We start from the raw sequence: 22287 nt of genomic DNA, 5'->3' as shown, positions 1-22287 counted from the left end.
CTTCTGATCTTCGCTCATCCGTGCACCGTGGGGCCGAGGGGGAGGTGGGCGGCGATGGCGGCCTCGCGCTCGGCCAGGCGCTGCATGCGCTGCCGTGCGTCGCGGCCGTAGCGTGCCTCGGCCAGCCCGCTGAAGAGAGCGTAGTGGCGCGCCTCGCTGACCATGAGCGCGCCATAGAACTGGGCCAGGTCCGTGTCGGCCAGGTGCTCGGAAAGCAGCTTGAAGCGCTCGCAGCTGCGCGCCTCGATGAACGCACACACCAACAGGCGGTCCAGGAGCGCAGGCGCCTCGCGGTGGTCTTCGCGGGCCGCGTCACGCAGGCTGCGCACGTACTTGTCCGAGGCCGGCAGCGCCATGCTCTCGCCGCGCGCCACGATGCGCTGGTGCACCAGCTGGTAGTGCTGCGTCTCTTCCTTGGCGAGGGCCACCAAGGGCTCCACCAGCTCCGGCGCCTCGCCCGCAAAGCGGCCCACCAGGCTGAGCGCGCTCTGCGCGGCCTTGAGCTCGCAGTGGGCGTGGTCCGACAGCAGCCGGGGCAGATCCGCTGCGGCGTGTTCCACCCAATGCGGCGGGGTCGGTTCCAGTAGGTTCAACATCAGGCGGGCCGCAGCGATGAAGCGTAGTAATGTGGCGGCCCTGCCCCGTCAAGGAAGCTGGCCCGCCCCGGAAGCGCCGGGAGCCCCCCAGAATGCCATGAACCTGCTCTGCATCGACACCACCAGCCCAGCCTTGGTGCTGGCGCTCGTGCGCCCTGGCCAGCCGCTGGTGGGGCGCGTGTGTGACACCGGTGGTCAGCACGCCGAGGTGCTCCTGCCCGAGCTCGGGGAGCTGCTGGCCGAGGCCCAGCTGGACCGCGCCAACCTCGACGCCGTGGGGGTGACCCTGGGGCCGGGAGGCTTCACCAGCGTGCGCGTGGGGCTGGCCACCGCCAAGGGGCTGTGCCTGGGTCGGGGGCGCGCGCTCTATGGGGTGTCGTCGCTGCGCGCGCTGGCCTTTGGAGTGCTGTCGAGCGCGTCACCCGCGGGGGCCATCGGGGTGGTCACGCGGGCCTACCGCGGAGAGGTCTACGCCGCGCTCTATGCACCGGGGGCCGGTGGGCTGCTCGAGCTGCTCGCGCCGTTTCACGCCACGCCTGCCGCGGCCGCGCTGCGGTTGACGGCGGCCGCTGCAGACGCCGGTGTGGGCCCAGTGGGGTTGCTGGGCGACGGGGCCGCGCTGTATCCCGAGTCGTTCACGGTCCCCGAGCAGTTCATTGCGCTCGCCCCCGGGCTGCAGGTGCTGACGCCCGCAGCGCTCGCTGCCGCGCTGCTCGACGAGGTCGTGGCGGAGCGAGCGCGCGACCTGGCCACCCTCGAGCCGGAGTACCTGAAGCCTCCCGACGCCGCGCTGCCGAAGGCGCGCTGAGCGCCCGACGACCAGGCGCGGCGCGTGACGCGTCTTACTCGAGCTGCACGCCCGGGAGAGGCGGGCTCTGCGGCACGGGGGGGTTCTCGGGAACGGGCGTCAGCGACAGCGGGATGTCCAGCGTGCGGGTCTCCCCGGCGACGGCCTGATCGATGGTGAGGCGCGCCTCGCCCTCGCGACGCCGCATGAGCGGGTGCCAGGCATGCAGCGTGACCTCGGCGCCGGCGGGCACGTCCAGCTCGAAGCGGCCCTCTCGGTCGGTCACCACGGCCACGCGGTGCGCCAGCACCACCACCTCGGTGCGGCCACAGCCTGCGGCGATGGTGCACTCCACCCGCTGCACGCCAGGGCGAATGACCTCGAGCTGACGCGAGCGACCCGTGGCTTGCGCCTCGTTGATCGGGTCGGTGGTGAAGCTGGTGAGGAACGCGCGCGGTGAGTGGTTGGTCAGGTCGATGACGTCGCCCACCGCCGCCACGATCAACGTCGGTTCGAGGCGGCAGTCTCGGATGCCCAGCGGAATGGTGCGTGGCGCCACCGCAGGGAGCTGGCGGAAGTGCTCGAGGTTGCCCGTGGCCGTCACCAGGATGCCGCCCACGCCGCGCTGGTCGCTGAGCCGCATGGGGCGGGTGTCGCTGGCCCGTGCCGGGGAGCACCCCTCGGGGACCTCGGGACGGTCCGCAGTGCGACCAATCTCTTCATCGGTATAGCCGGGCAGCTCGGAGCCTTCGGCGAGGCGCACCATGCCACGGACGCGCACCATGCCCTGCGGCACAGCGCCAGCGCGAGGCGCCTCGGTGTCAGCGACCGTGCCCTCGGGTGCGGCGGTGGAGCCAGCCGCCGCTGGACCAACGGCCTCGTCACGCGAGCCACAGCCCGCACCGACGGTGAGCATGGCCAGCGCGACGGAGAGCGTGGTGAACCGCGCGACCGAGGCCATGCTGGCTCAGCCCATCAAGCCGGACGCCGCTTCGATGGCAGCGTCCAGATAGCGCGCGGGCGTGAGGCCCATCTTCATGACGAAGTACGAGGCCAGCACGAGCGCGGCCACCACGTAGCTCGACTTCATGGGCACAGCGACGGGCGCGCCCTCTTCCGGCGACTTCATGTAGAGGTAGACCAGCACCTTCAGGTAGTAGAAGGCGCCGACCGCGCTCGAGAGCACCGCCAGGATGGTGAGCCCCACCATGTCGGCCTGCACAGCCGCGCTCAGCACGTACCACTTGCCGAAGAAGCCGGCCGTGGGCGGGAAGCCCATGAGCGACAGGATGCCGACGATGAACGCCAGGCCGACCGCCGGGTGGCGCCGGCCGAGGCCCGCGAGGTCGGCGTAGGAGGAGGCCTCCTTGCCGTGGCTGCCCGACCAGATGAGCGCGCCGAGGACCAGCGCGTTGCTGACGGTGTAGGCCGCCAGGTAGTAGAGGATGGCGCTGATGGCCTCGGTGGGCACCTTGGCCACGGCGGCGAGGCCGAGCAGCAAGTACCCGGCGTGGGCGATGGACGAGTACGCCAGCATGCGCTTGACGCTGGTCTGGCCCACGGCGGCGAGGTTGCCATAGACCATGGTGATGGCCGCGAGGCCGGACACGATGGCGGGCCAGCCGTTGGGGCTGGCGCTGAGGCGGTCGCCGAAGCCCATGAGCAGGAGCCGCACGAACACGGCGAAGGCCGCGGTCTTGACGACCACGGACATGAACGCGGTGGTCGGGGTGGGCGCGCCCTCGTAGGCGTCGGGGGTCCACATGTGGAAGGGCACGGCGCTGACCTTGAAGCCCAGGCCCGCCACCAGCATGGCCAAGCCCATGACCACCAGCATGACGGGGGCGTGGCCACCGCCGATGGACTCACCGATGCCCACGAAGCCCGTGTGCCCGGTGGCGCCGTAGATGAGCGCTGCGCCGAAGAGGAAGATGGCCGACGCGAAGGACCCCAGCAGGAAGTACTTCACGGCCGCCTCGGTGGCACGCGCGCTGGTGCGGCGATACGCCACCAGCGAGTAGACCCCGAGCGAGAGCGTCTCGAGGCCCACGAACAGCGTGAGCAGGTCCACGGCGCGCGCCAAGACCATGGCGCCGAGCGCGCTGAAGAGCACGAGGACGTAGAACTCGCCGCGCTCCATGCTGTGCTCGCGCAGGTACCCACCCGCCAACAGCGTGGCGAGGGCCGCGCCGAGCGCGATGACCACGTCGAAGAAGAGGCCGTACTTGTCCACCGAGAGGTAGTCGGTGATGAACGCGGGCACGTCCGAAGGCGTGGGCGAGAACAGGCCCGCGGCGCTGATGGCCGCCGCCGCCAGCAGCGCGGTGGTGGTCACGAAGGGCAGCTCGGCGCGCCCCTTGGCGAACACGTCGAGGAGCATGATGGCCAGGCCGGCCGAGACGAGCATCAGCAGCGATGCGACGGGGAGCAGTTCCATCATTGTTCGACTCCCTCGGGAGCGAGCGCCGCGTGCAGGTCAGTGGCGGGCGCGAGGTCGTTGGCTGCCGTGGCAGCGGACGCGGGCATCAGGGTCGCCTCGGTGAGGCTCACCTGGGCGCGGTAGCGGGAGTTGAAGTCGTCCTGGAACGCCTCGACCGTGGGGTCCATGCGCGAGAGGAAGGCCGAGGGGTAGAGGCCGATCCAGAAGATGAGGACGATGAGCGGAGCCAGCGTGAGCTTCTCGCGCCCCGTGAGGTCCACCAGCTTCTTGTTCACGTCCTTGGTGATGGGACCGAAGAAGATCTTGAGGACCGCGTGCAGCATGTAGACCGCAGCGAAGATGACGCCGGTGGCCGAGAAGAGGGTCATGGAGAACCAGTACTCGCCGAGGCCGATCTCGCCGCGCGAGAGGAAAGCGCCGCTCATGATCATGAACTCGCCCACGAAGCCGTTGGTGCCGGGCAGGCCCACCGAGCTCATGGTCACGATGACGAAGAGCAGCGTGTAGACCGGCATGACCTTGGCAATGCCGCCGAACTCTTCGAAGTCACGCGTGTGGCGACGCTCGTAGAGGAAGCCCACCAAGATGAAGAGCGCGCCGGTGGAGACGCCGTGGTTGAGCATCTGCAGGAGCGCGCCGCTGATGCCGTGGCGCGTCATGGCGAAGATGCCGAGGGCGATGAAGCCCATGTGGCTGACCGAGCTGTAGGCCACCAGCTTCTTCACGTCCTTCTGCACCCACGCCGCCCAGGCGCCGTAGATGATGCCGACCACGCCCAAGAGCGCGATGGTGGGCCCGAGGAACTGGCTGCCCAGCGGGAACATCGGCATGGCGAAGCGCAGGAAGCCGTAGGTGCCCAGCTTGAGCATGACCGCGGCCAGGATGACCGAGCCGCCCGTGGGCGCCTGCACGTGGGCGTCGGGCAACCACGTGTGGAAGGGGAACATGGGCACCTTGATGGCGAAGGCCAGCGCGAAGGCCGCGAACAGCCAGCACTGCGTGGTGCGCGGCAGGGCCACGCGCGTGAGCTCGGCCAGGTCGAAGCTGTAGTGCCCCGCGAGCTCCTTGTAGGTGGAGACCACGTACAGGATGGCCACCAGCATGAGCAAGCTGCCCACCATGGTGAAGAGGAAGAACTTGAGCGCCGCGTAGACGCGGTTGGGGCCGCCCCAGACGCCGACGATCAGGTACATGGGCACCAGCATCAGCTCCCAGAAGATGTAGAAGAGGAACACGTCGAGGGCGAAGAACGCACCCAGCATGCCCATCTGCAGCATCAGGAAGGCGACCGCGTACTCCTTCACCTTGGTGGACACGCTGGTCCACGAGGCGAAGAGCGCCACCGGCGTGAGCGCGGTGGTGAGCAGCACCAACCAGAGGGAGATGCCGTCCACGCCCAGGTGGTAGTGGATGCCCACGGCCTCCACCCACGGGACGTTCACCTCGAACTGGTAGGCGCCGGTGCTGAAGTCACCCTCCAGCAGGCGCAGGCTGAGCAGGAACTCCACCGCCATGAAGCCGAGCGAAATGCCACGGATGGACTGCACCCACTGCCGCGGCAGGAACGCCACGGTGAGCGCGCCCAGCAGAGGGAGGAAGAGGAGGATGGTGAGAAGTTGCTCGTTCATCGAACTGGCTCCGTCACGGTCAGGGCCGCGTGCGGGGCGGGGGCTTCAAGGGGCCGAGCGGCGCGCTCGAGGACGACCTCCACCGAGGTGGTGGAGACGTTGCCGAAGGCGTTGCGGACATGGAGGGTGGCGCGGACCACGCCTTGGACCAGGAAGTCCACGTGGCCCACGGTGACGGTCTGGCCGGCTTGGACGGTGATGATGCCGTCGTCCTGCGGGTCGTTGGCGTCGGCTTCGGCGTCCGCTTGGCCATGAGCCGCGGCATCGGGCGAGCGCACCGCGTGGCCATCCACGCTGACGTCGGCGCCGTTGGCACGGAGCTCGATGCCGTGCTCGGTGCTGCGGATGAGCACGTCTTGCTGACGGCCCGCGAAGTCCCAGAGAGCACCGGCCACCTCGTCTTCGCCAGGTGCCACGGAGTCCGTGCGCCAGTCGAGACCGGGGAAGTCCAGCACCTGCCAGCCCTCGCCCACGTCGATCTGCTCGGGAAGCTGCGGATGCTCGGTGCGCACACCCAGCACGAAGCGGACATAGTCGGCCTCGTTGTAGAGCGCGGTGAAGTTGGGGTCCGCCGAGAAGTCCCGGTCGGCCGCTTCGATGGGGTTGATGAGCGTGCGCGAGCCCACGTTGTCGCTGTCACCGTCGAACGCGTAGGTGTAGCCCAAGCCCGGAGTGGCGCGCAGCATGACGTCGGCGTTCTCGGCGCTGGCTTCGCCGGTCAGCTCGGCGCAGGGGGTCACCGCCCACAGCAGCAGACCCAGGACACCCAGCGTCATGCCGAAGCCGTAGACGTGCACGCTGCCGGTCTGAACGCGCGTGCTCAGCCAGCCGGCCACGGACACCACCCGCGACGTGAGGCCCGCGATGAGGCCGTCCACGAAGGTCTGGTCCACGTTGCCGACGACGCGCGCGAGCCCGCGGATGGGGCGAATGATGACGGCGCCGTAGAGCTCGTCGATGCGCCACTTGTCGAACATGAGCGCGAAGAGGCCCTTGGGCAGCTTCGTGGTGAACGTGTCCTCTTCCTTGTTGTTGTAGAGGACGAACGCGAGGCCCACACCGCCGACGCCCGCGATGGTGCCGAGGCCCATGGCCACGTAGACGGGCGTCATGTTGGTGATCTCGTCGTGCGGACCGTGACCTGGCATGTGCGCGATGGAGGCGTCCATCCAGCCACCCCACCAGTTGGGCAGGTGGAACGCGTGCGGCAGCCCGAGCCAGCCGACGACGACGGCGCCTACGCCCAGCACCGCGAGCGGCAGGTTGATCTCCCAGCCTCCGTCGTGCGGGTGCGGATCGTAGCCGTGGTCGTCGTGCCCGTGACCGTGGTCGTCATGACCATGACCCTCGTCGTGCCCGTGGTCCCCGCTCCGGTAGGTGCCCGTGAACGTCAGGAAGTAGAGCCGGAACATGTAGAAGGCGGTCATGAAGGCCGCCAGGCTGAGCCCCACCAGCACGAACCAGCCGATGCCCGTGGAGAGCCCGTCACCGTGGTCGGACATGGCCATGGCGGAAGCGCCATAGAGGATCTCGTCCTTCGAGAAGAAGCCCGAGAAGCCGGGGATGCCCGCGATGGCCAAGCAGCTGACCAGGAAGGTCCAGTGCGTGATCTTGAGGTACTTCTTCATGCCGCCCAGCTTGAAGATGTCGGCATCGCCATGGGCGTGCACTGCGTGCATGACCGAGCCGGCGCCCAAGAAGAGGCAGGCCTTGAAGAACGCGTGCGTGAACACGTGGAAGAAGCCGGCGCTGAAGGCGCCCACACCGCAGGCCGCCACCATGAAGCCCAGCTGGCTCACGGTGGAGTAGGCCAGGATCTTCTTCATCTCGTGCTGCACCACGGCGATGCTGGCAGCGAGCAGCGCCGTGATGGTGCCCACCACCGCGATGACCATCATGGCCGTGTCGCTGTGCAGGAACACCGGCGAGAGGCGGCACATCAGGTACACGCCCGCCGTGACCATGGTGGCCGCGTGGATGAGCGCCGAGACGGGCGTCGGGCCCGCCATGGCGTCCGGCAGCCAGATGTAGAGCGGCACCTGCGCGGACTTGCCGGTCACGCCCAGGAAGAGGAAGAGGCAGGCCACGGTGGCCAGCGAGATGCTGAGCCCCTCGATGGGGAACGGGCGAATGAACGCGGAGCTGTTGCTGGTGGCGAGCGCGTTGATGGACTCGAACTCGAACGAGCCCGTGGCGATGACCAGCGTGAACATGCCCATGATGACGCCCAGGTCACCCACGCGGTTGGCCACGAAGGCCTTGCGGCCGGCGGCGGCGTAGCTCTTGTTCTCGAACCAGAAGCCGATGAGCAGGTAGGAGCAGAGGCCCACGCCTTCCCAGCCCACGAACATGAGCACCAGGTTGCTGGCCAGCACCAGGATGAGCATGGACGCCGTGAACAGGTTCAGGTACGCGAAGAAGCGGCTGTACGACTTCTCCTCGCTCATGTAGCCGAGGCTGTAGATGTGGATGAGCGTGCCGATGCCGGTGACCACCAGCGTCATGAGCCCGCTGAGCGAGTCCATGGCGAAGGTCACGTTCACGGGGAGCTCGCTGCCACCCGGGAGCTGCAACGAGAACCACTCGTAGAGGTGCAGCGTGATGCGCGGGTCTTCGACCCCGTCGCTCTTCAGCCCCAGCAGGTGGATGAAGTTGTAGAGCGCCAAGACGAACGACAGCCCCACCAACCCGGGGCCGATGATGCTGACGTACTTCTTGTCTTCGGGACGCAGCCAGAGGCCATTGATCAGGGCGCCCAAGATAGGCAACACCACGATCAAGAGCAGGGCGGATTCGTTCGACAACATCGTTGCGCCTTCAGTGCTTGAGCAGGTCGGCCTTATCGGTCTCGACGGAGTTCTTGATGCGGAAGTAGCTGATCAGGATGGCGAGCCCCACGGCCGCCTCGGCCGCGGCGATGGCGATCACGAAGAAGCCGAAGACCTGACCCGTTTGCGTGCCGGTGTGGACCCGGTTGAACGCGAGCAGCATGAACACCACCGAGTTCAGCATGACCTCGATGGTCATGAGCTGAATCAGCATGTTCCGCCGCGTGAGGAAGCCGATGGCGCCGATCCCGAAGAGGACCGAGCAGAGCGCCAAGTATTCGCCGATGCCGACGTCCATGTCAGTTGTTCCCCCCGGCGTTGGCCAGCTTGCGCGCCTCGGCGTCCTCGGCGTCCGCGGCCTTCTCACGGGCGGTGCGCACGCGGGAGATGGCGACAGCGCCGACGACGGCGACCAGCAGCGTGATGGAGACCATCTCGAAGGGCGCCATGGCCCCCCGATAGAGAGCGTTTCCGAGACCCTCGACGGTGCCGTAGTCGACGGACACCGGCCCGAATTCGGCGTCGTGGCGCGAGAGCGAGAACGCGGTGAGCAGCAGCACGGCGCCAGCCGTGCAGCCCGCCATGACGCGCCCGACGATCTTCTCGGCGTTGCCCTCGAAGTGACCCGCCGGGCCCAGCAAGAGGATGACGAACACGAAGAGCACGACGACCGCGCCCGCGTAGATGAGCAGCTGGAGCACCGCCAAGAGGTGCGCGTTCAGCGTGAGGTAGAGCGCCGAGAGCGCCACCACATGGACCAGCAGACCCATGGCCGCGCGGAGAGGGCGCTGCGACGCCACCGTGATCACGGCGCCGATGATGGCGAGCGCCGCGCTGAAAACGAAGAGTAGGAAACCTGCGGTGCTCATGCTGCTTTGCCCTCGACCAGCGCCCTCGTGGGGTTGTCGTGCCGCGTGCCAGCGGGGAGGCCACCCGCCTCGGCGGCGGCCACGAACTCCTCGCGGAACTTCCGGACCAACCCGAGCAGCGGCATGGCCATGCCGTCGGCGAACGCGCAGATGGTGTTGCCCATGACGTTGTTCGCGATGCCTGCGATGGTCTCCACGTCCTCGACCTTGCCCTTGCCGTCGCAGAGGTTCTCGAGGATGTCCACGAACCAGCCGCTGCCCTCGCGGCAGGGCGTGCACTGGCCGCAGCTCTCGTGCTTGTAGAAGCGCATCAGGTTGCGCGTGACGTCCAGCATGTTGACGCTGTCGTCCATGACGATGGCGCAGCAGGTGCCCAGCATGGTGCCGAGCGCGCGGTAGGTGTCCACGCCCATGGGGACGTCGATCTCGCTCATGCCGTGCCAAGCGTGCAGCGGATGGTCTGCGGCGGGGGCGTCCACCTTCCAATCGGGGCGCAGCACCGGGGTGCTGGAGCCGCCGGGGATGACCGCCTTCAGCGGACGATCGTTGAGCATGCCGCCCGCGTAGTGGTCGATGAGCTCACGCATGGTGATGCCCACGGGCGCCTCGTAGATGCCGGGGCGCTTCACGTGGCCGCTCACGCCGTACAAGCGCAGACCGCCGTCGCCGGGAAGCTTGCCGAGCTTGCACCAACGCTCTCCGCCCAGCTCGAGGATGTCCGGGATGGCCGCGATGGTCTCGACGTTGTTCACCACGGTGGGCATGCCGAACGCGCCGCTGTTGGCCGGGAACGGTGGCTTGAGGCGAGGCTCGCCGCGCTTGCCCTCGAGCGAGTTCAGGAGCGCCGTCTCTTCGCCGCAGATGTACGCGCCCGCGCCCGAGTGGATGTGCACCTGCACCGGGTAGGCCTTGCCGAAGGGGCGCTCGCCCAGGTAGCCGGCCTTGCGGGCCTCCTGCACGGCGGCCTCGAGGCGCTGAATGGAGAAGCCGAGCTCACCGCGCACGTAGATGTAGGCCACGTGGGCGCCGGTGGCGTAGCAGGTGACGATGCAGCCCTCGATGAGGCGATGCGGGTCCAGCTCCATGATGGAGCGGTCCTTGAAGGTGCCGGGCTCCGACTCGTCGCCGTTCACCACCAGGTAGACCTGGTCGGTGGGCTTCGGCGCGAGGAAGCTCCACTTCATGCCGGCCGGGAAGCCAGCGCCGCCACGACCACGGATGGCGGCCACCTTGACCTCGTCCTTGATCTGCTGCGGCTGCATCATGGTCAGCGCGCGGCGCGCGATCTTGTAGGCGCCGTGCTTCTCGGCCACGGCGAGCGTCCAGCTCTCGGGCAGATCGTAGCGCGCGGTCAGGAGCTTCTGGGGTTCGGCCATGTCCTACTCCTCGCCCTTCTTGGCGTCATCGTCGCTGGGGGGCGCGCTCGCCGAGCTGGTCTCGGCGGGCGGTGGATTGCTGGGTGTGGGCGTCGCGGTGACGGCGGGCATGCCCACCAACGTGGCCTTGGGCGCGGGGCGCGCAGCCGGCGGAGCGACCGAGACGGGCGGCGGGCTGGATGCGGGCGGTGGCGCCGAGACCGGCTGGGCGGGTGGTTCCGCCGCGGCCGGACCCGTGGGCTGTGCCACCGACGCCGGGCGCGCTGGGGGTGCTATCGAGGCGGCGCGGGGAGACGCCGAGGCCGGACCCGCAGGCGGTGCCACCGGGCGGCGCGCAGCCAGGCGGCGGGGGACCGCGGGCGCGGCAGGGCGCGTGGCGGCGGGCGGCAGCGACGCACGCGGGGGCGGCGGCTCCATGCCGGGGGGCGGCACGTGGCCGTTGTAGATGGCCGTATCCGCGTAGCGCTTCTCGGCGGCGTCCACGCCGTCCTTCTCGTACGCGTTCAGGATCTCGTCGAGCTTCGTGAGGTCCAGATTCTCGAAGTAGCGATCGTTGATCTGAATCATGGGCCCCTGGCCACACGCCGCGAGGCACTCGGCCTTGAAGAGGCTGAACTTCCCGTTGGTGGATGTGCCACCCGCGTGGCAGCCGAAGCGCTCCTCGAGGTGCTCCTGGACCGCCTTTGCGCCGCGCAGATCGCAAGACAACGTGCGGCAGACCCACACGACGTTCTCGCCGACCTCGTGCTCGTGGAACATCGTGTAGAACGTGACGACGCCCTTCACGGCGGCCGCCGAGATGTCGAGCCGGGCCGAGACGTAGTCGATGACGTCCGGGCTGATCCAGCTGTTCTGCTTCTGACACACCCAGAGGACCGGGATCAGGGCCGCACGCCGAGTGGGGTAGCGGGTGATGATGTCGTCGACTTGTTGTTCTCGCTCGGGCGTGAGGGCGAAGGCCATAGTGCTCTCGGGCTTGCCTAGCGGGCCGCTGTACGTGCCCATCCGGGCGGTTGAAACTCAACACGCAGCAGGGGTTCCGAAGGCCCCCCGTGAGATCGGGGGAAGGATCCTGGGAAGGGCCTTGGGCGGGGGGACGCTAGGCCGCGGGGGGGCCCGTGTCAAGGATGTCCAGGCTGTGCGAGGTGGTGAATCGGAGGCGTGATCGATCCGCCGGGGCGGGGCGGGGGTCGCGGCGGGCACGGACGCGCTGGCGCGTCCTGTCTGGTCCTCCCTGAAAGCGGCACTTCGCTGCGCTGCGTTTGCTTTCTGGGTCCCCCCCACGCCCTTGCTGACCCCCGCCCCGTCCCGGCTGCTGCCAACGTCTCGGGTCCGACCTGGGAGGGGCCCGGAGATCCGACACGATGGGGCGCGATTGGGGCTCGACTGGATCCGACGGCGATCTGCTGGGGCTCGACGAGCAGAATGGGGGGACGGGCAGCCAGCGCGAGGTGGGTATCGACGTCCGGGGACGCCAGCTCTCTGCGTTCCGAGAACGGTGGGTTTCCGGCGGGTTGCGGAGGTGGGAACTGTGGTTGGGCGCGAGATTTGTACTTTGCAGACCGACAACAACCCGGTAGGGTAGCCGGGCCGAGAGCGGGGTGCGCAGTGCCTCGCTCGTGGCGCGGTGGGTCCAAAGCTTGCCGCGACCGAGTATCCACCACGTTCTGCAAACACGTTCTGGCCGCCCTCGCGGCCCTCCATATCCGGCCGCAACTGCGTCCATGACCGCCCACGGGCGGAGGGGTTTCTAGAGTGACCATTTACTGTCCCTCGTGCGGAAAACCGAACACTGACGAAGCGAGCAACTGCATCAGCTGCGGAACCGAGCTGGCCAAGAAGAAGGCTGCGCGCTTCAAGGGCACCATGATGATGAGCGGCCCCGGCGCGCTGCCGGGTGCACCTGCTGGAGCGGCTCCGCCCTCTGCGCCTCCGCCCGCAGCTCCGCCTGCCGCAGCCCCCGGTGCGTCTCAGCCCCCGGCCGCAAAGAAGGACCTCGCGTTCCAGAAGACCATGCTGGGGCCCATGACGGCGCCTCCCGGCATGGCTCCTCCGGCTGGCGCGCCCGCGCCGTTCGGCGCTCCGCCTCCGGCACAGGCCCCGCAGGGCTTCGGCGCTCCCGCCCCTCAGGGTGGCGGCTTCGGCGCCCCCGCGGCGGCTCCGCAGGGCGGTGGCTTCGGTGCTCCCGCTCCGCAGGGCGGTGGCTTCGGCGCTCCGGCGCCCGCCCCGCAGGGTGGCGGCTTCGGCGCTCCCGCCCCGCAGGGTGGCGGCTTCGGCGCTCCCGCTCCGCAGGGTGGCGGCTTCGGCGCTCCCGCCCCGCAGGGTGGCGGTTTCGGTGCGCCCGCCCCGCAGGGTGGCGGCTTCGGTGCGCCCGCCCCGCAGGGTGGCGGCTTCGGTGCGCCCGCCCCGCAGGGTGGCGGCTTCGGCGCGCCCGCCCCTCAGGGTGGCGGCTTCGGCGCTCCCCCTCCCTCGGATGGCGGCTTCGGTGCACCGGCGGCCGGCGCGGTGTCCGGCTTCGGCGCCACCATGCCCGAGTCCGCGGGCGGCTTCGGCTCGCCCCCGCCCTCGTCGGGTGGCTTCGGCGCTCCCGCAGGTGGCGCGCCGGCTGGCGGCGGCTTCGGTGCGCCGGCGGCCGGTGGCTTCGGCGCTCCGGCCGGAGCAGCTCCGAGCGGCGGCTTCGGTGACAGCCAGCCCAGCGGCGGCTTCGGCGGCGCGCCCATGGCGCCCGAGGGCGAGAAGCCCAAGAGCAAGCTGCCGCTCATCCTGGGTGGCTGCTGCTTGCTCATCCTCCTCATCAGCTGCGGCACGGGTGGGTACCTGTGGTGGAAGGCCAACCAGATGGTGGACGAAGCCACCGGCGGCGATGGCCTCATGGGCGGCATGAACCGCTTGGCCATCAGCGGGCACCTCTCGTCCATCACCAGCACCTGCGCCTACGACCCGTCGGGTGCGGCTGCGGCGGGCTCGTTCCACCCGAACGTCTTCGCCACCTACCAGAGCATCGTCTGTCAGGTCCCGGCCACGGCAGCCACCGTCGCTCAGGACGGCGCTCGCTCCACCATCACCGCCTCCGACGAAGGTCGCGCTGCACCGCTGGGTCTCGACCCCACCACTTGCAGCACGCTCACCTGCGGCACGGGCAAGATCATCATGTGCAACGGCGTGATCGTGCACATGGAGAACCCGGCCCAGTTCCAGTAGCCCAACACGGGCCAACCTGAGCAGAGAGCGTCCTTCGGGGCGCTCTCCTCGTTTAAAAGCCGCGCGCACGTGTACACTTCGCGCGATGGCAGCGCACATCCTCGTGGCCGATGACGAAGCTCGCATTCGCGAGGTGGTGCAATACGCCCTCGAGCGCCAGGGCTATCGCGTCACGCTGGTGACCAACGGACGGGCCGCGCTCGATCGGGCCCGGCAAGGCGACGTGGATCTGGTGGTGCTCGACGTCATGATGCCCGAGCTGGACGGGCTCGATGTGTGCCGCGAGCTGCGCCGCGACTCGGCCACGCCGGTGCTGTTCCTCTCGTCGCGCGGCGAGGAGATCGACCGCGTGATCGGCCTCGAGCTGGGCGGCGACGACTACCTGACCAAGCCCTTCGGGACGCGCGAGCTGGTGGCCCGCGTGAAGGCGCTGCTGCGCCGGGGCGGCAGCGCGGCCCAGCCCACGGCCAGCGCCAACGAGACGCTCACACACGACGGCGTGCGCATCGATCTCGAGCGACACGAGGTGCGCTGCGGCGACACCGTGTTGCGCCTCACGGCCACCGAGTTCGGCGTGCTCGTGGCTCTCTTCGAGCGTCCCGGCGTGGTGCTCTCCCGCGCGCAGCTGATGCAGCGCGCCTACCCCTTCGACAACCTGGTGACCGAGCGCACGCTCGACACACACGTGCGCCGCATCCGCGCCAAGTTCCGCGAGCTGGGGCGCGATCCCATCGAGACCGTGCACGGCGTGGGCTACAAGGCGGCGGGCGCGTGAGGTGCCCCCGCGAGGCACCGTGAGCCACTGGCTGCTGAGGGTGCGACGCACGCTCGGGCGCATCGGGCTGCGCCTGCTGATCGTCAACCTGGTGGTGCTCTTGGTGCCCGTGGCCGGGCTCGAGTTCGCGCGCTTGTACGAGCGCCAGCTGCTGGGCGCGCTCGAGCGCGACATGCGCCACCAGGCCGTGCTGGTGAGGCGCATGGTGGAGGCCTCCTCCGCCGCCGGTGATGCGTTGGACGTCGCGTTCCACCAAGACGTGCTGGTGCGAGCGGCCGCCGACACCCGCGCACGCATCCGCGTGGTCACGCGCACCGGTGAGGTGCTGCTGGACTCGCATCGAGATGGCCCGCCCGAGGGCCCCGAGCCCGGCGTGCCTTCGCTGCTGCCCACGAGCACGCAGGGCGCGGGTGACCCCACGTCGCGCGCATATCGCGCCGATGCGAGCCGCCCTCGCGACGGGGGACGCGCCGCATGGAGCGAGGGCCCAGACGAGCGCTGGCCCGCGCTGGCCGCGAGGCAAGAGGTGCGCAGGGCGTTTGCGGGGGAGCGCGCCAGCTACACCCGCGTGCGCGAGCGCTCACCCGAGGTGCTGCTATTCGTCGCCGAGCCGGTCATGGAAGCGCGCCGTGTGGTCGCCGTGGTCTACGTGGTGCGCAGCACCCAGCCCGTGCTGCTGGAGCTCTACCGGATTCGGCAGGGCCTGATCTCCGTGCTGTCGGTGGCCATCGTCTTCACCGCCCTGGTCAGCCTCGCGCTCGGTTGGACCATCTCGCGGCCGCTCTCGCGCTTGTCCCGCGCGGCGCAGCGCATCGCGCGGGGTGAGCGCGACGTGCCCGTGCCGCTGGTGGGCAGCGGGGAGATCCGCGAGCTCAGCGAGTCGTTCGCGACCATGACGCGCGAGCTGGACGCCCGCATGCGCTACATCTCGGACTTCGCCGCCGACGTGGCGCACGAGTTCAAGTCGCCGCTGACGTCCATTCGTGGCGCGGCCGAGCTGCTGGGCGAGGGCGCCGCCGAAGACCCCGACGCGCGTCAGCGCTTCCTGAGGAACATCGAGCTGGACGTACTGCGCCTCGATCGCCTGGTGTCGCGGCTGTTGGAGCTGAGCCGCATCGAGGCGAGTCAGGACGGCAAGGTGGAGGTGGACTTGGTGCCGCTCGCCCACGACGTGGCGCGTCGCGCCAGCACGCCCGAGGTGGCCGTGCGCCTGGTGCGGGCGCCCGAGAGCGTGCGTGTGCCCGCGCGTGAGGCCGACGTGGTCACCGCGCTGCTCAACCTGTGCGACAACGCGGTGCGCTTCTCGCCGCCAGGAGCCGAGGTGTGCGTCAGCGTGGATCTCGGCCCGCGCGCCGCGCAGATCCGTGTGTGTGACCACGGGCCAGGCGTGCCGGAGGCCCACCGCGCGCGCATCTTCGACCGCTTCTTCACCACCGACGCCGAGCGCGAAGGGACGGGGCTGGGCCTCGCCATCGCGAGCGCAGTGGCCGTGGCCCACGGCGGGGCGCTGACGCTCGAGACCGAGCCACCCGAGAGTGGGGGCCCCTGGGGCGCGTGCTTCCTGCTCACGCTCGCGGCTCGGTGAGGTGTGGTCGGGGCCGCCCGACCGCGCGCCCGCTTCAGAAGAATGCGATGGCCGTGCGAACCGTGAGCGCGATCAACGCGATGCTGGACAGCGCGAACAGCGCGAAGCGCAAGGGGATGATGTTCACCAGCGCCTGCAGCAGGCTGTGCGCGACGCGCAGCGCCACGTACACCCACGCCATGATGACCGCCACGGAGTCGGTCGGCGCCACCACCGCGGTCACGAGCGCCACCGCGTAGAACACGGTGGGCTGCTCCATCAAGTGGTTGTAGTTGTCCGCCTTCCAACGGACGCGCGCGGGCAGCGTGGCCATCTGCTCACCGCGCGGCGCGTTGGGGTCCAGCTTCATCTTGGACGCGCCGATGGCGGGGAGCCGGGTGACGTACATCCACGACCACATGACGTGGGTCCAGAGAGCGAGGGCGAGCACGGACGCGAGGATGGGTGCGGGCATGACGCGAGCAGCTTACGTGAAGCATTGAAGGGGAACCACCGCGGGCGCTATGGTGTCGCGGTGACACGCCTCCTATTCCTTTCGCTCGTCCTCCTCGTTGGCTGTGGTGGGTCGCAGCCGAGCGAGCCCCCCGCCACCACGGAGCCGAGCGCGGCGGTGGAGGAACCGCCCGTCGAGCAACCGCCCATCGAGCAACCGCCCGTCGATGACGGCACCGGACCAGCCGCCGACAGCCAGGACGTGCGTGAGGCGCTCGCGAGCGCAAATCAGCTCGGCTTCGACCTGTACGCGCGCATGCGGGGGACCCCCGGAAACCTGGTGATGTCGCCCGCCAGCGTGCACCTCGCGTTGTCGATGACGTACGCCGGAGCGCGCGGCGAGACCGCCTCCCAGATGGCCTCTGTGCTGCACGTGGGGCCCACCGTGGATGACCTGGGCGCGGCCTATGGCGCTGCGCTACGGAGCTGGAACAGCCGGAGCCCCGCCACGCTGCGCGTGGCCAACCGCATCTTCGCGGACCGCAGCGTGCCGGTGGAGGACAGCTTCGTGAGGCTCACGGGCCAACGCTACGGCGCGCCCCTCGAGCGACTGGACTTCGTGGGCGCTCCAGACCCCTCGCGCCTCACCATCAACCAGTGGGTGGAGCAGCGCACCGAAGACCGCATCGCCGACCTGCTTCCGAGGGGGTCGATCTCTCCGCTCACGCGCATGGTGTTGGCCAACGCCATCTACTTCAAGGGCACGTGGCAGACCCAGTTCGCCCCGAGTGACACCTTGCCGCGGCGCTTCCAGGTGGATGGACGCACGGAAGTCGACGTGCCCGCGATGACGCTGCAGGGACGCTTTGCGTGGGCCAACCACCCCGACGGAGTGCGCGTGCTGGAGATGCCGTACGCAGGTGGCGATCTCAGCATGGTGTTCGTCTTGCCCGCCGAGCGCACGGGCGCAGCAGCCCTTCCGGCCGTGGAGGCCCAGCTCTCGCAAGCGAGCCTCTCGCGCTGGCGCAGCGCGCTCCAAGAGGTGGAGGTGCAGGTGCAGATCCCGCGCTTCCGGATGGAGCCCCCCACCGCGCGTCTCTCCGACCACCTCGAAGCCCTGGGCATGCCGCTCGCGTTCGACGCGCAGGCCGACTTCGGTGGCATCGCCACGCTGCCAGGGGGCCTCTACATCTCCGAGGTCTATCACAAGGCGTTCATCGAGGTGAACGAAGAGGGCACCGAGGCGGCGGCAGCGACCGCGGTGGTCATGGTCACACGCAGCGCGCGTCCCCGCCCCGAGCCGCCGCGCTTCATCGCGGACCACCCGTTCCTGTTCCTGTTGATGGACCGCCAGACGGGCGCCGTGCTCTTCCTGGGCCGCGTCAGCGACCCGCGCTGAGGGAGGCGGCCATGGGCGACGACCGAGACACGACCGCGCTGCGGCAGCGGCTGCTGGGCGAGAACGACTTCGAGGACGAGGTCTTCACGGGTGGCGCGCTGCCGGGGATCGACCTGCGTCGCAAGCGCTTCGCGCGCTGCCGCTTCGAGGCCGTGGCCATGAACGAGGCTCAGCTGCAGGCGGTGATCCTGGACGAGTGCGTGTTCGTGCGCTGCGACCTCACCATGGCCAAGGTGGCGGAGTGCAGCTTCCGCGACGTGCGCTTCGAGCACACCAAGCTGATGGGCGTGGACTGGTCGGTGGCGCGCGACCTGCTCTTCGACGTGAGCTTCGAGGGCTGCGTGCTGAGCTACGGCGTGTTCGCCGGGCGCAAGATGCGCAAGGTGGAGGTGGTGGACTGCGTCGCTCACGAGGCGGACTTCACGGGGGCCGACCTGAGCGAGGCCAGCTTCCGCGGGAGCGACCTGCGCGACGCGGTCTTCTCGCGCACGAAGCTGGTGAAGGCGGACCTCTCGACCGCGCACGGCTACCGCATCCACCCCGGCGAGAACACCCTGAAGAAGACACGCTTCTCCATGGAGGCGGGGCTCGACGCGCTGGCCACGCTCGGCATCATCGTCTAGCGAGCGCGCGTTACGGCGCCTCTTGACGCCCCACCGCGAGCTCGTAGCGGAGCGCGCGCGAGTCGCCATTGGCGGTGCAGTGCGCAGAGATCACGCGGCCGTCGGAGTAGTCGACGCACGCGTGGTAGGCCCCATCCGCGGCGGGCGCGCTCGGTGGATAGACGTCGTTCGCGTCGCAGCCCTCGCCCCCAGCCGGGTGGCGGGGGTCATTCGGCGGGCGCTTCGAACGCGACGGTCACGCGCACGTCGCCACCGCCACGCGCCGAGTCGGCCTCCCGCGACAAGACCAGCACACGCACCGGCGGCCCCTGGGGGGAGCGGGCGTCCGGCAGCTCCGCGTCGGCGGCCTCGAGACGAGCCAGCATGGGGACCCCGCGCAGCTCGACCCAGTCGAACGTGAGGGGTGCCTCGGTCCGCAGCCCTACCCTGCGCGGGTCCGCGCCTGCGCGCTCCACCCAGGCGGCCACGATGTGGGGCTCCCGGCGGATGGGCGCGAAGACCGTCTCCTCGAGCGCCCGCTCATCCCGAAGGGCGAGATCGGCGTCCAGGCTGCGCCGCGCCCACGCATCGAAGGTCTCGAACTCGCGCAGGTGAGGCTCGGCCCGCGACCGCAACACCCGCGAGGAGTCCTCCGCCGGCTCCCCACAAGCCAGCCCCAGCAGGGCCAGCGCCGCCGCCACCCCGCGGGCAACCCGGGGAACAGCCCGCGCCGCCGTCTCGAGCTCGCTCACCGCCAGCAACCTATCCCATCCCGATCACCGGCACCACCCCGCCCCCACCGGCCCCACCCGCTCCGGTGAGCGCAGCCGAGCCCCCGCCAGCGCGAGCGATGCCCGTCGCCCTCCGATCGATGACGCCACCGTCCCGCCATGGAGGAAGGAGGAGCGCGACCCCCGCGCCCCAGCTGCTAGACTCCCGCGCGTGGCGCTCATCGAGTTTCGCGGCGTGAAGAAGGCCTTCGGCCCAAAGGTCATCTACCGTGGCCTCGATCTCCAGATCGAGGCCGGGGAGGCGCTCACCATCATCGGCGGGTCGGGCCAGGGCAAGAGCGTCATGCTGCGCATGCTCATCGGCCTGCTCGGCATCGACGGCGGGGAGATCGTGTTCGACGGGAAGCGCATCTCGGGGCTGAGCGAGCGGGAGTACCTGCCCATCCGGCGCCGCATCGCCATGCTGTTCCAGGCCGCCGCGCTGTTCGACTCCATGACGGTGGGCGAGAACGTGGCCTACGGCCTGCGCTCCGTGGGCGAGCTGAGTGACCCGGAGATCCGCGAGCGCGTGGCCGAGAGCCTCAGCTACGTGGGCCTCGAGGGCAAACAGGACCTGTGGCCCGGGGGCCTCTCGAGCGGTATGAAGAAGCGTGTCGGGCTGGCCAGGGCCATCGCGATGCGTCCGGAAGTACTGCTCTACGACGAGCCCACCACGGGCCTCGACCCAGTCAACATCAACCGCATCATCGACCTGATCCTGCACCTCCAGCGCACGCTGAACATCACGTCCGTGGTGGTCACCCACGACATGCACACCGCCATCCGCGTCAGCAACCGCATCGCCATGATCAACAACGGCGGCATCATCTTCAGCGGGGACATCCGCGCCATCGTCACCTGCCAGGACCCGATGGTGAAGGACTTCATCGAGGGAAACGCCGTCGAGGAGCCGCCGCGCGCGGCCCAGTCCGGAAACGCCATCTGATATGCAACCCAACTCCAAGACTCAGCTCCGCGTCGGGCTCTTCGTGACGTTCGCGCTGGCCCTCATCGCCTTCTTGGCGTTCGTGGTCGGCGCCCAGCAGAACCTGTTCACGCGCAAGACCGAGTTCGTGGCCATCTTCGAGACCGTGGACGGCCTGCGGCCGGGCAGCGTGGTCACGGTGGCAGGCGTGAACGTGGGCTCCATCGACTCCGTGGAGTTCATGGACGACGGGCGCATCGAGGTCCGCTTCAGCGTGGTGAACGACGCCGCCGCGCTCATTCGGGGCCGCGCGGGCGCGACGGCGGGCACCTACGAAGAGGGGACCAGCCAGGTCTCCATCGGCAGCAAGGGCATGCTGGGCGACAAGCTCATGCAGATCACGGTGGGCCTGCGCGCCCTGCCCTTGTGGGACCCCGAGCAGCCGCTGCCCGCCTCCACCTCGGGCGACCTGATGACGGCGGCCAGCAACGCCATGGCCGAGGTGCAGGGCACCGCCGAGAACCTGCGCCTAGCGACCGACCCGTTCCGCGACCAGGTCTTCAGCCGCGACGTGGCGCGCGTGGCCGCCAACGTGGCGCGCATCACCGACATGATGGCCGACGGCAACGGCGCCGTGCAGCACCTGCTCACCGACGAGGCCACCGCGGCCGAGCTGGACGCCACGCTCGGGAACCTGCGCGCCACCAGCGACGAGTTCGCCCGCACCTCGCGCAGCATCCGGCGCATCGCCGAGGAGATCGAGCGCGGCGACGGCACGGCCCACGCGCTGATCTACGGCGACGAGGGGCGCGTGGCGCTCGTGAACATCGGGCGCGCCACCGACGAGGTGGCCACGCTGCTCGAGGCCGTGCGCACCGGCGATGGCACCGCGCACGACGTGATCTACGGCAACGCCGGCGAGGAGCTGATCGCCAACCTCACGCGCGCGAGCGACGACATCGCGGCCATCACGGCGGACGTGCGCGCCGGCCGCGGGACCATCGGCGGCCTGCTGCAGGACCCCAGCATCTACGAGGACATCAAGCGCCTGGTGGGCGACCTCGAGCGCAACGAGATCCTGCGCGCGCTGGTGCGCTACTCGGTGCGCCGCGACGAAGCCCGTCGCCCCGTGCGGGCCGTGCCCATCGGCGAGTCGGGCTCTCCGCCCGAGCCCTCCCCCGTGTCGCCGCTCGAAGAGGCCATCGAGGCCGTGGACGAGAACCCGTGAAGGCCTACCTCGAGCTGCTCCAGCACGTGGTGGAGCGCGGCAAGCCACGGGGCGACCGCACCGGCACCGGCACCCGCTCGGTGTTCGGCTACCAGCTGCGCGTGGACCTCGCCGAGGGCTTCCCGCTGCTCACCACCAAGAAGGTGCACCTCAAGAGCATCGTCAACGAGCTGCTCTGGTTCATCCACGGCGAGACGCACGTGGAGTGGCTCCAGCAGCGCGGCGTCACCATCTGGGACGAGTGGGCCACGCCCGAGCAGACGGCCCGCTTCGGCCGGGAAGCGGGCGACCTGGGCCCCGTCTACGGCCACCAGTGGCGCAACTTCGGGGCCACGCGCCTGCCCGATGGAAGCTACGCGCGCGACGGCGTGGACCAGCTGGCCAACGTGGTGGCCGAGATTCGGCGCAACCCCGAGAGCCGGCGCCTGATCGTGAGCGGCTGGCACCCCGGCGAGGCCGACCAGGTGGCCCTGCCGCCCTGCCACACGCTCTTCCAGTTCTACGTGGACGACGGGAAGCTCAGCTGCCAGCTCTACCAGCGCAGCGCCGACGTGTTCCTGGGCGTGCCCTTCAACATCGCGAGCTACGCGCTGCTCACCATGATGATCGCGCAGGTCACGGGCCTCGGCGTGGGGGACTTCGTGCACACCTTCGGCGACGTGCACCTCTACAACAACCACGTGGAGCAGGCCGCGCTGCAGCTCTCGCGTGCGCCGCGCCCGCTGCCCACGCTGCGCCTCGACCCCAGCGTCACGCGCCTCGAGGACTTCACCGCCGAGCACGTGCAGCTGCTGGACTACGACCCGCACCCGGGCATCAAGGCGCCGGTCGCGGTATGAGCGCGGA

20 protein-coding genes are annotated in these 22287 nt (G+C 69.8%); 9 read left to right on the top strand and 11 right to left on the bottom strand.

Annotated features, from left to right (window positions below):
- Nucleotides 1-14 precede the first annotated feature (14 nt).
- The gene (locus tag IPI43_28650; protein ID MBK7778040.1) at nt 15-596 is read right to left on the bottom strand and encodes a tRNA 2-methylthio-N6-isopentenyl adenosine(37) hydroxylase MiaE; all 582 of its coding nucleotides are present in this window, start codon (nt 594-596) and stop codon (nt 15-17) included.
- Between the two features lie 97 nt (nt 597-693).
- Between IPI43_28650 and tsaB the strand changes: the two genes are divergently transcribed.
- On the top strand, nt 694-1404 hold the full coding sequence (gene tsaB, locus IPI43_28645; protein MBK7778039.1) for a tRNA (adenosine(37)-N6)-threonylcarbamoyltransferase complex dimerization subunit type 1 TsaB: 711 nt from the start codon (nt 694-696) through the stop codon (nt 1402-1404).
- A gap of 34 nt (nt 1405-1438) precedes the next feature.
- On the opposite strand, the gene IPI43_28640 is transcribed toward tsaB, so the two are convergent.
- The 8 genes from IPI43_28640 to nuoE are packed head-to-tail and all read right to left on the bottom strand — an operon-like array spanning nt 1439 to nt 11487.
- The gene (locus IPI43_28640; GenBank protein MBK7778038.1) at nt 1439-2344 is read right to left on the bottom strand and encodes a hypothetical protein; all 906 of its coding nucleotides are present in this window, start codon (nt 2342-2344) and stop codon (nt 1439-1441) included.
- A 6-nt stretch (nt 2345-2350) separates the two neighbouring features.
- Entirely contained in the window at nt 2351-3820 is a 1470-nt protein-coding gene (locus tag IPI43_28635; GenBank protein ID MBK7778037.1) for an NADH-quinone oxidoreductase subunit N, read from the bottom strand.
- Nucleotides 3820-5451 (bottom strand): NADH-quinone oxidoreductase subunit M, encoded by a 1632-nt coding sequence (locus IPI43_28630; protein ID MBK7778036.1) that lies wholly within the window; start codon nt 5449-5451, stop codon nt 3820-3822. The genes IPI43_28635 and IPI43_28630 overlap by 1 nt, the downstream gene beginning before the upstream one ends.
- Nucleotides 5448-8258: an NADH-quinone oxidoreductase subunit L gene (gene nuoL / locus IPI43_28625; protein MBK7778035.1), complete on the bottom strand. Its 2811-nt coding sequence runs from the start codon at nt 8256-8258 to the stop codon at nt 5448-5450. Before nuoL ends, IPI43_28630 begins: the two co-directional genes overlap by 4 nt.
- A gap of 10 nt (nt 8259-8268) precedes the next feature.
- Nucleotides 8269-8577 carry an NADH-quinone oxidoreductase subunit NuoK gene (nuoK, locus tag IPI43_28620; protein ID MBK7778034.1) on the bottom strand — a complete coding sequence of 103 codons (309 nt, stop codon included), beginning with the start codon at nt 8575-8577 and terminating at the stop codon, nt 8269-8271.
- A gap of 1 nt (nt 8578) precedes the next feature.
- Entirely contained in the window at nt 8579-9148 is a 570-nt protein-coding gene (locus tag IPI43_28615; GenBank protein MBK7778033.1) for an NADH-quinone oxidoreductase subunit J, read from the bottom strand.
- Entirely contained in the window at nt 9145-10524 is a 1380-nt protein-coding gene (nuoF, locus tag IPI43_28610; GenBank protein MBK7778032.1) for an NADH-quinone oxidoreductase subunit NuoF, read from the bottom strand. Before nuoF ends, IPI43_28615 begins: the two co-directional genes overlap by 4 nt.
- Nucleotides 10525-10527: 3 nt before the next feature.
- A complete protein-coding gene (nuoE, locus tag IPI43_28605) occupies nt 10528-11487 on the bottom strand; it encodes an NADH-quinone oxidoreductase subunit NuoE (GenBank protein MBK7778031.1) in 960 nt (319 codons plus the stop codon).
- Nucleotides 11488-12279: 792 nt separating this feature from the next.
- On the opposite strand from nuoE, the gene IPI43_28600 reads away from it, so the two are divergent.
- The 3 genes from IPI43_28600 (at nt 12280) to IPI43_28590 (ending at nt 16085) form a co-directional block, all read left to right on the top strand.
- A complete protein-coding gene (locus IPI43_28600) occupies nt 12280-13725 on the top strand; it encodes a hypothetical protein (GenBank protein ID MBK7778030.1) in 1446 nt (481 codons plus the stop codon).
- Nucleotides 13726-13810: 85 nt separating this feature from the next.
- On the top strand, nt 13811-14500 hold the full coding sequence (locus IPI43_28595; GenBank protein MBK7778029.1) for a response regulator transcription factor: 690 nt from the start codon (nt 13811-13813) through the stop codon (nt 14498-14500).
- A 19-nt stretch (nt 14501-14519) separates the two neighbouring features.
- A complete protein-coding gene (locus IPI43_28590) occupies nt 14520-16085 on the top strand; it encodes a HAMP domain-containing protein (GenBank protein MBK7778028.1) in 1566 nt (521 codons plus the stop codon).
- A 34-nt stretch (nt 16086-16119) separates the two neighbouring features.
- Here IPI43_28590 and IPI43_28585 read toward each other — a convergent pair whose 3' ends face one another.
- Nucleotides 16120-16539: an MAPEG family protein gene (locus tag IPI43_28585; protein MBK7778027.1), complete on the bottom strand. Its 420-nt coding sequence runs from the start codon at nt 16537-16539 to the stop codon at nt 16120-16122.
- A 60-nt stretch (nt 16540-16599) separates the two neighbouring features.
- Here IPI43_28585 and IPI43_28580 point away from each other — a divergent pair, with 60 nt between their 5' ends.
- Entirely contained in the window at nt 16600-17916 is a 1317-nt protein-coding gene (locus IPI43_28580; GenBank protein MBK7778026.1) for a serpin family protein, read from the top strand.
- Nucleotides 17917-17927: 11 nt separating this feature from the next.
- Entirely contained in the window at nt 17928-18539 is a 612-nt protein-coding gene (locus IPI43_28575; GenBank protein ID MBK7778025.1) for a pentapeptide repeat-containing protein, read from the top strand.
- Between the two features lie 206 nt (nt 18540-18745).
- Here IPI43_28575 and IPI43_28570 read toward each other — a convergent pair whose 3' ends face one another.
- Complete coding sequence (locus tag IPI43_28570; protein ID MBK7778024.1) at nt 18746-19270, bottom strand: hypothetical protein; 525 nt, start codon at nt 19268-19270, stop codon at nt 18746-18748.
- 115 nt (nt 19271-19385) lie between these two features.
- On the opposite strand from IPI43_28570, the gene IPI43_28565 reads away from it, so the two are divergent.
- Genes IPI43_28565 through IPI43_28555 form a run of 3 tightly spaced genes read left to right on the top strand, consistent with a single transcriptional unit; the run spans nt 19386 to nt 22280 of the window.
- Nucleotides 19386-20234 carry an ABC transporter ATP-binding protein gene (locus IPI43_28565; protein MBK7778023.1) on the top strand — a complete coding sequence of 283 codons (849 nt, stop codon included), beginning with the start codon at nt 19386-19388 and terminating at the stop codon, nt 20232-20234.
- A 1-nt stretch (nt 20235) separates the two neighbouring features.
- Nucleotides 20236-21441, top strand: a complete 1206-nt coding sequence (locus IPI43_28560; GenBank protein ID MBK7778022.1) for an MCE family protein — start codon at nt 20236-20238, stop codon at nt 21439-21441.
- Entirely contained in the window at nt 21438-22280 is an 843-nt protein-coding gene (locus IPI43_28555) for a thymidylate synthase (GenBank protein MBK7778021.1), read from the top strand. Before IPI43_28560 ends, IPI43_28555 begins: the two co-directional genes overlap by 4 nt.
- Nucleotides 22281-22287: the final 7 nt, after the last annotated feature.

Source organism: Sandaracinaceae bacterium, from assembly GCA_016706685.1.
GTDB lineage: Bacteria > Myxococcota_A > Polyangia > Polyangiales > Houyiibacteriaceae > JADJJE01.
The sequence above is the reverse complement of the archived record's forward strand: the minus strand, read 5'-3'. Positions and strand labels throughout refer to the sequence as shown.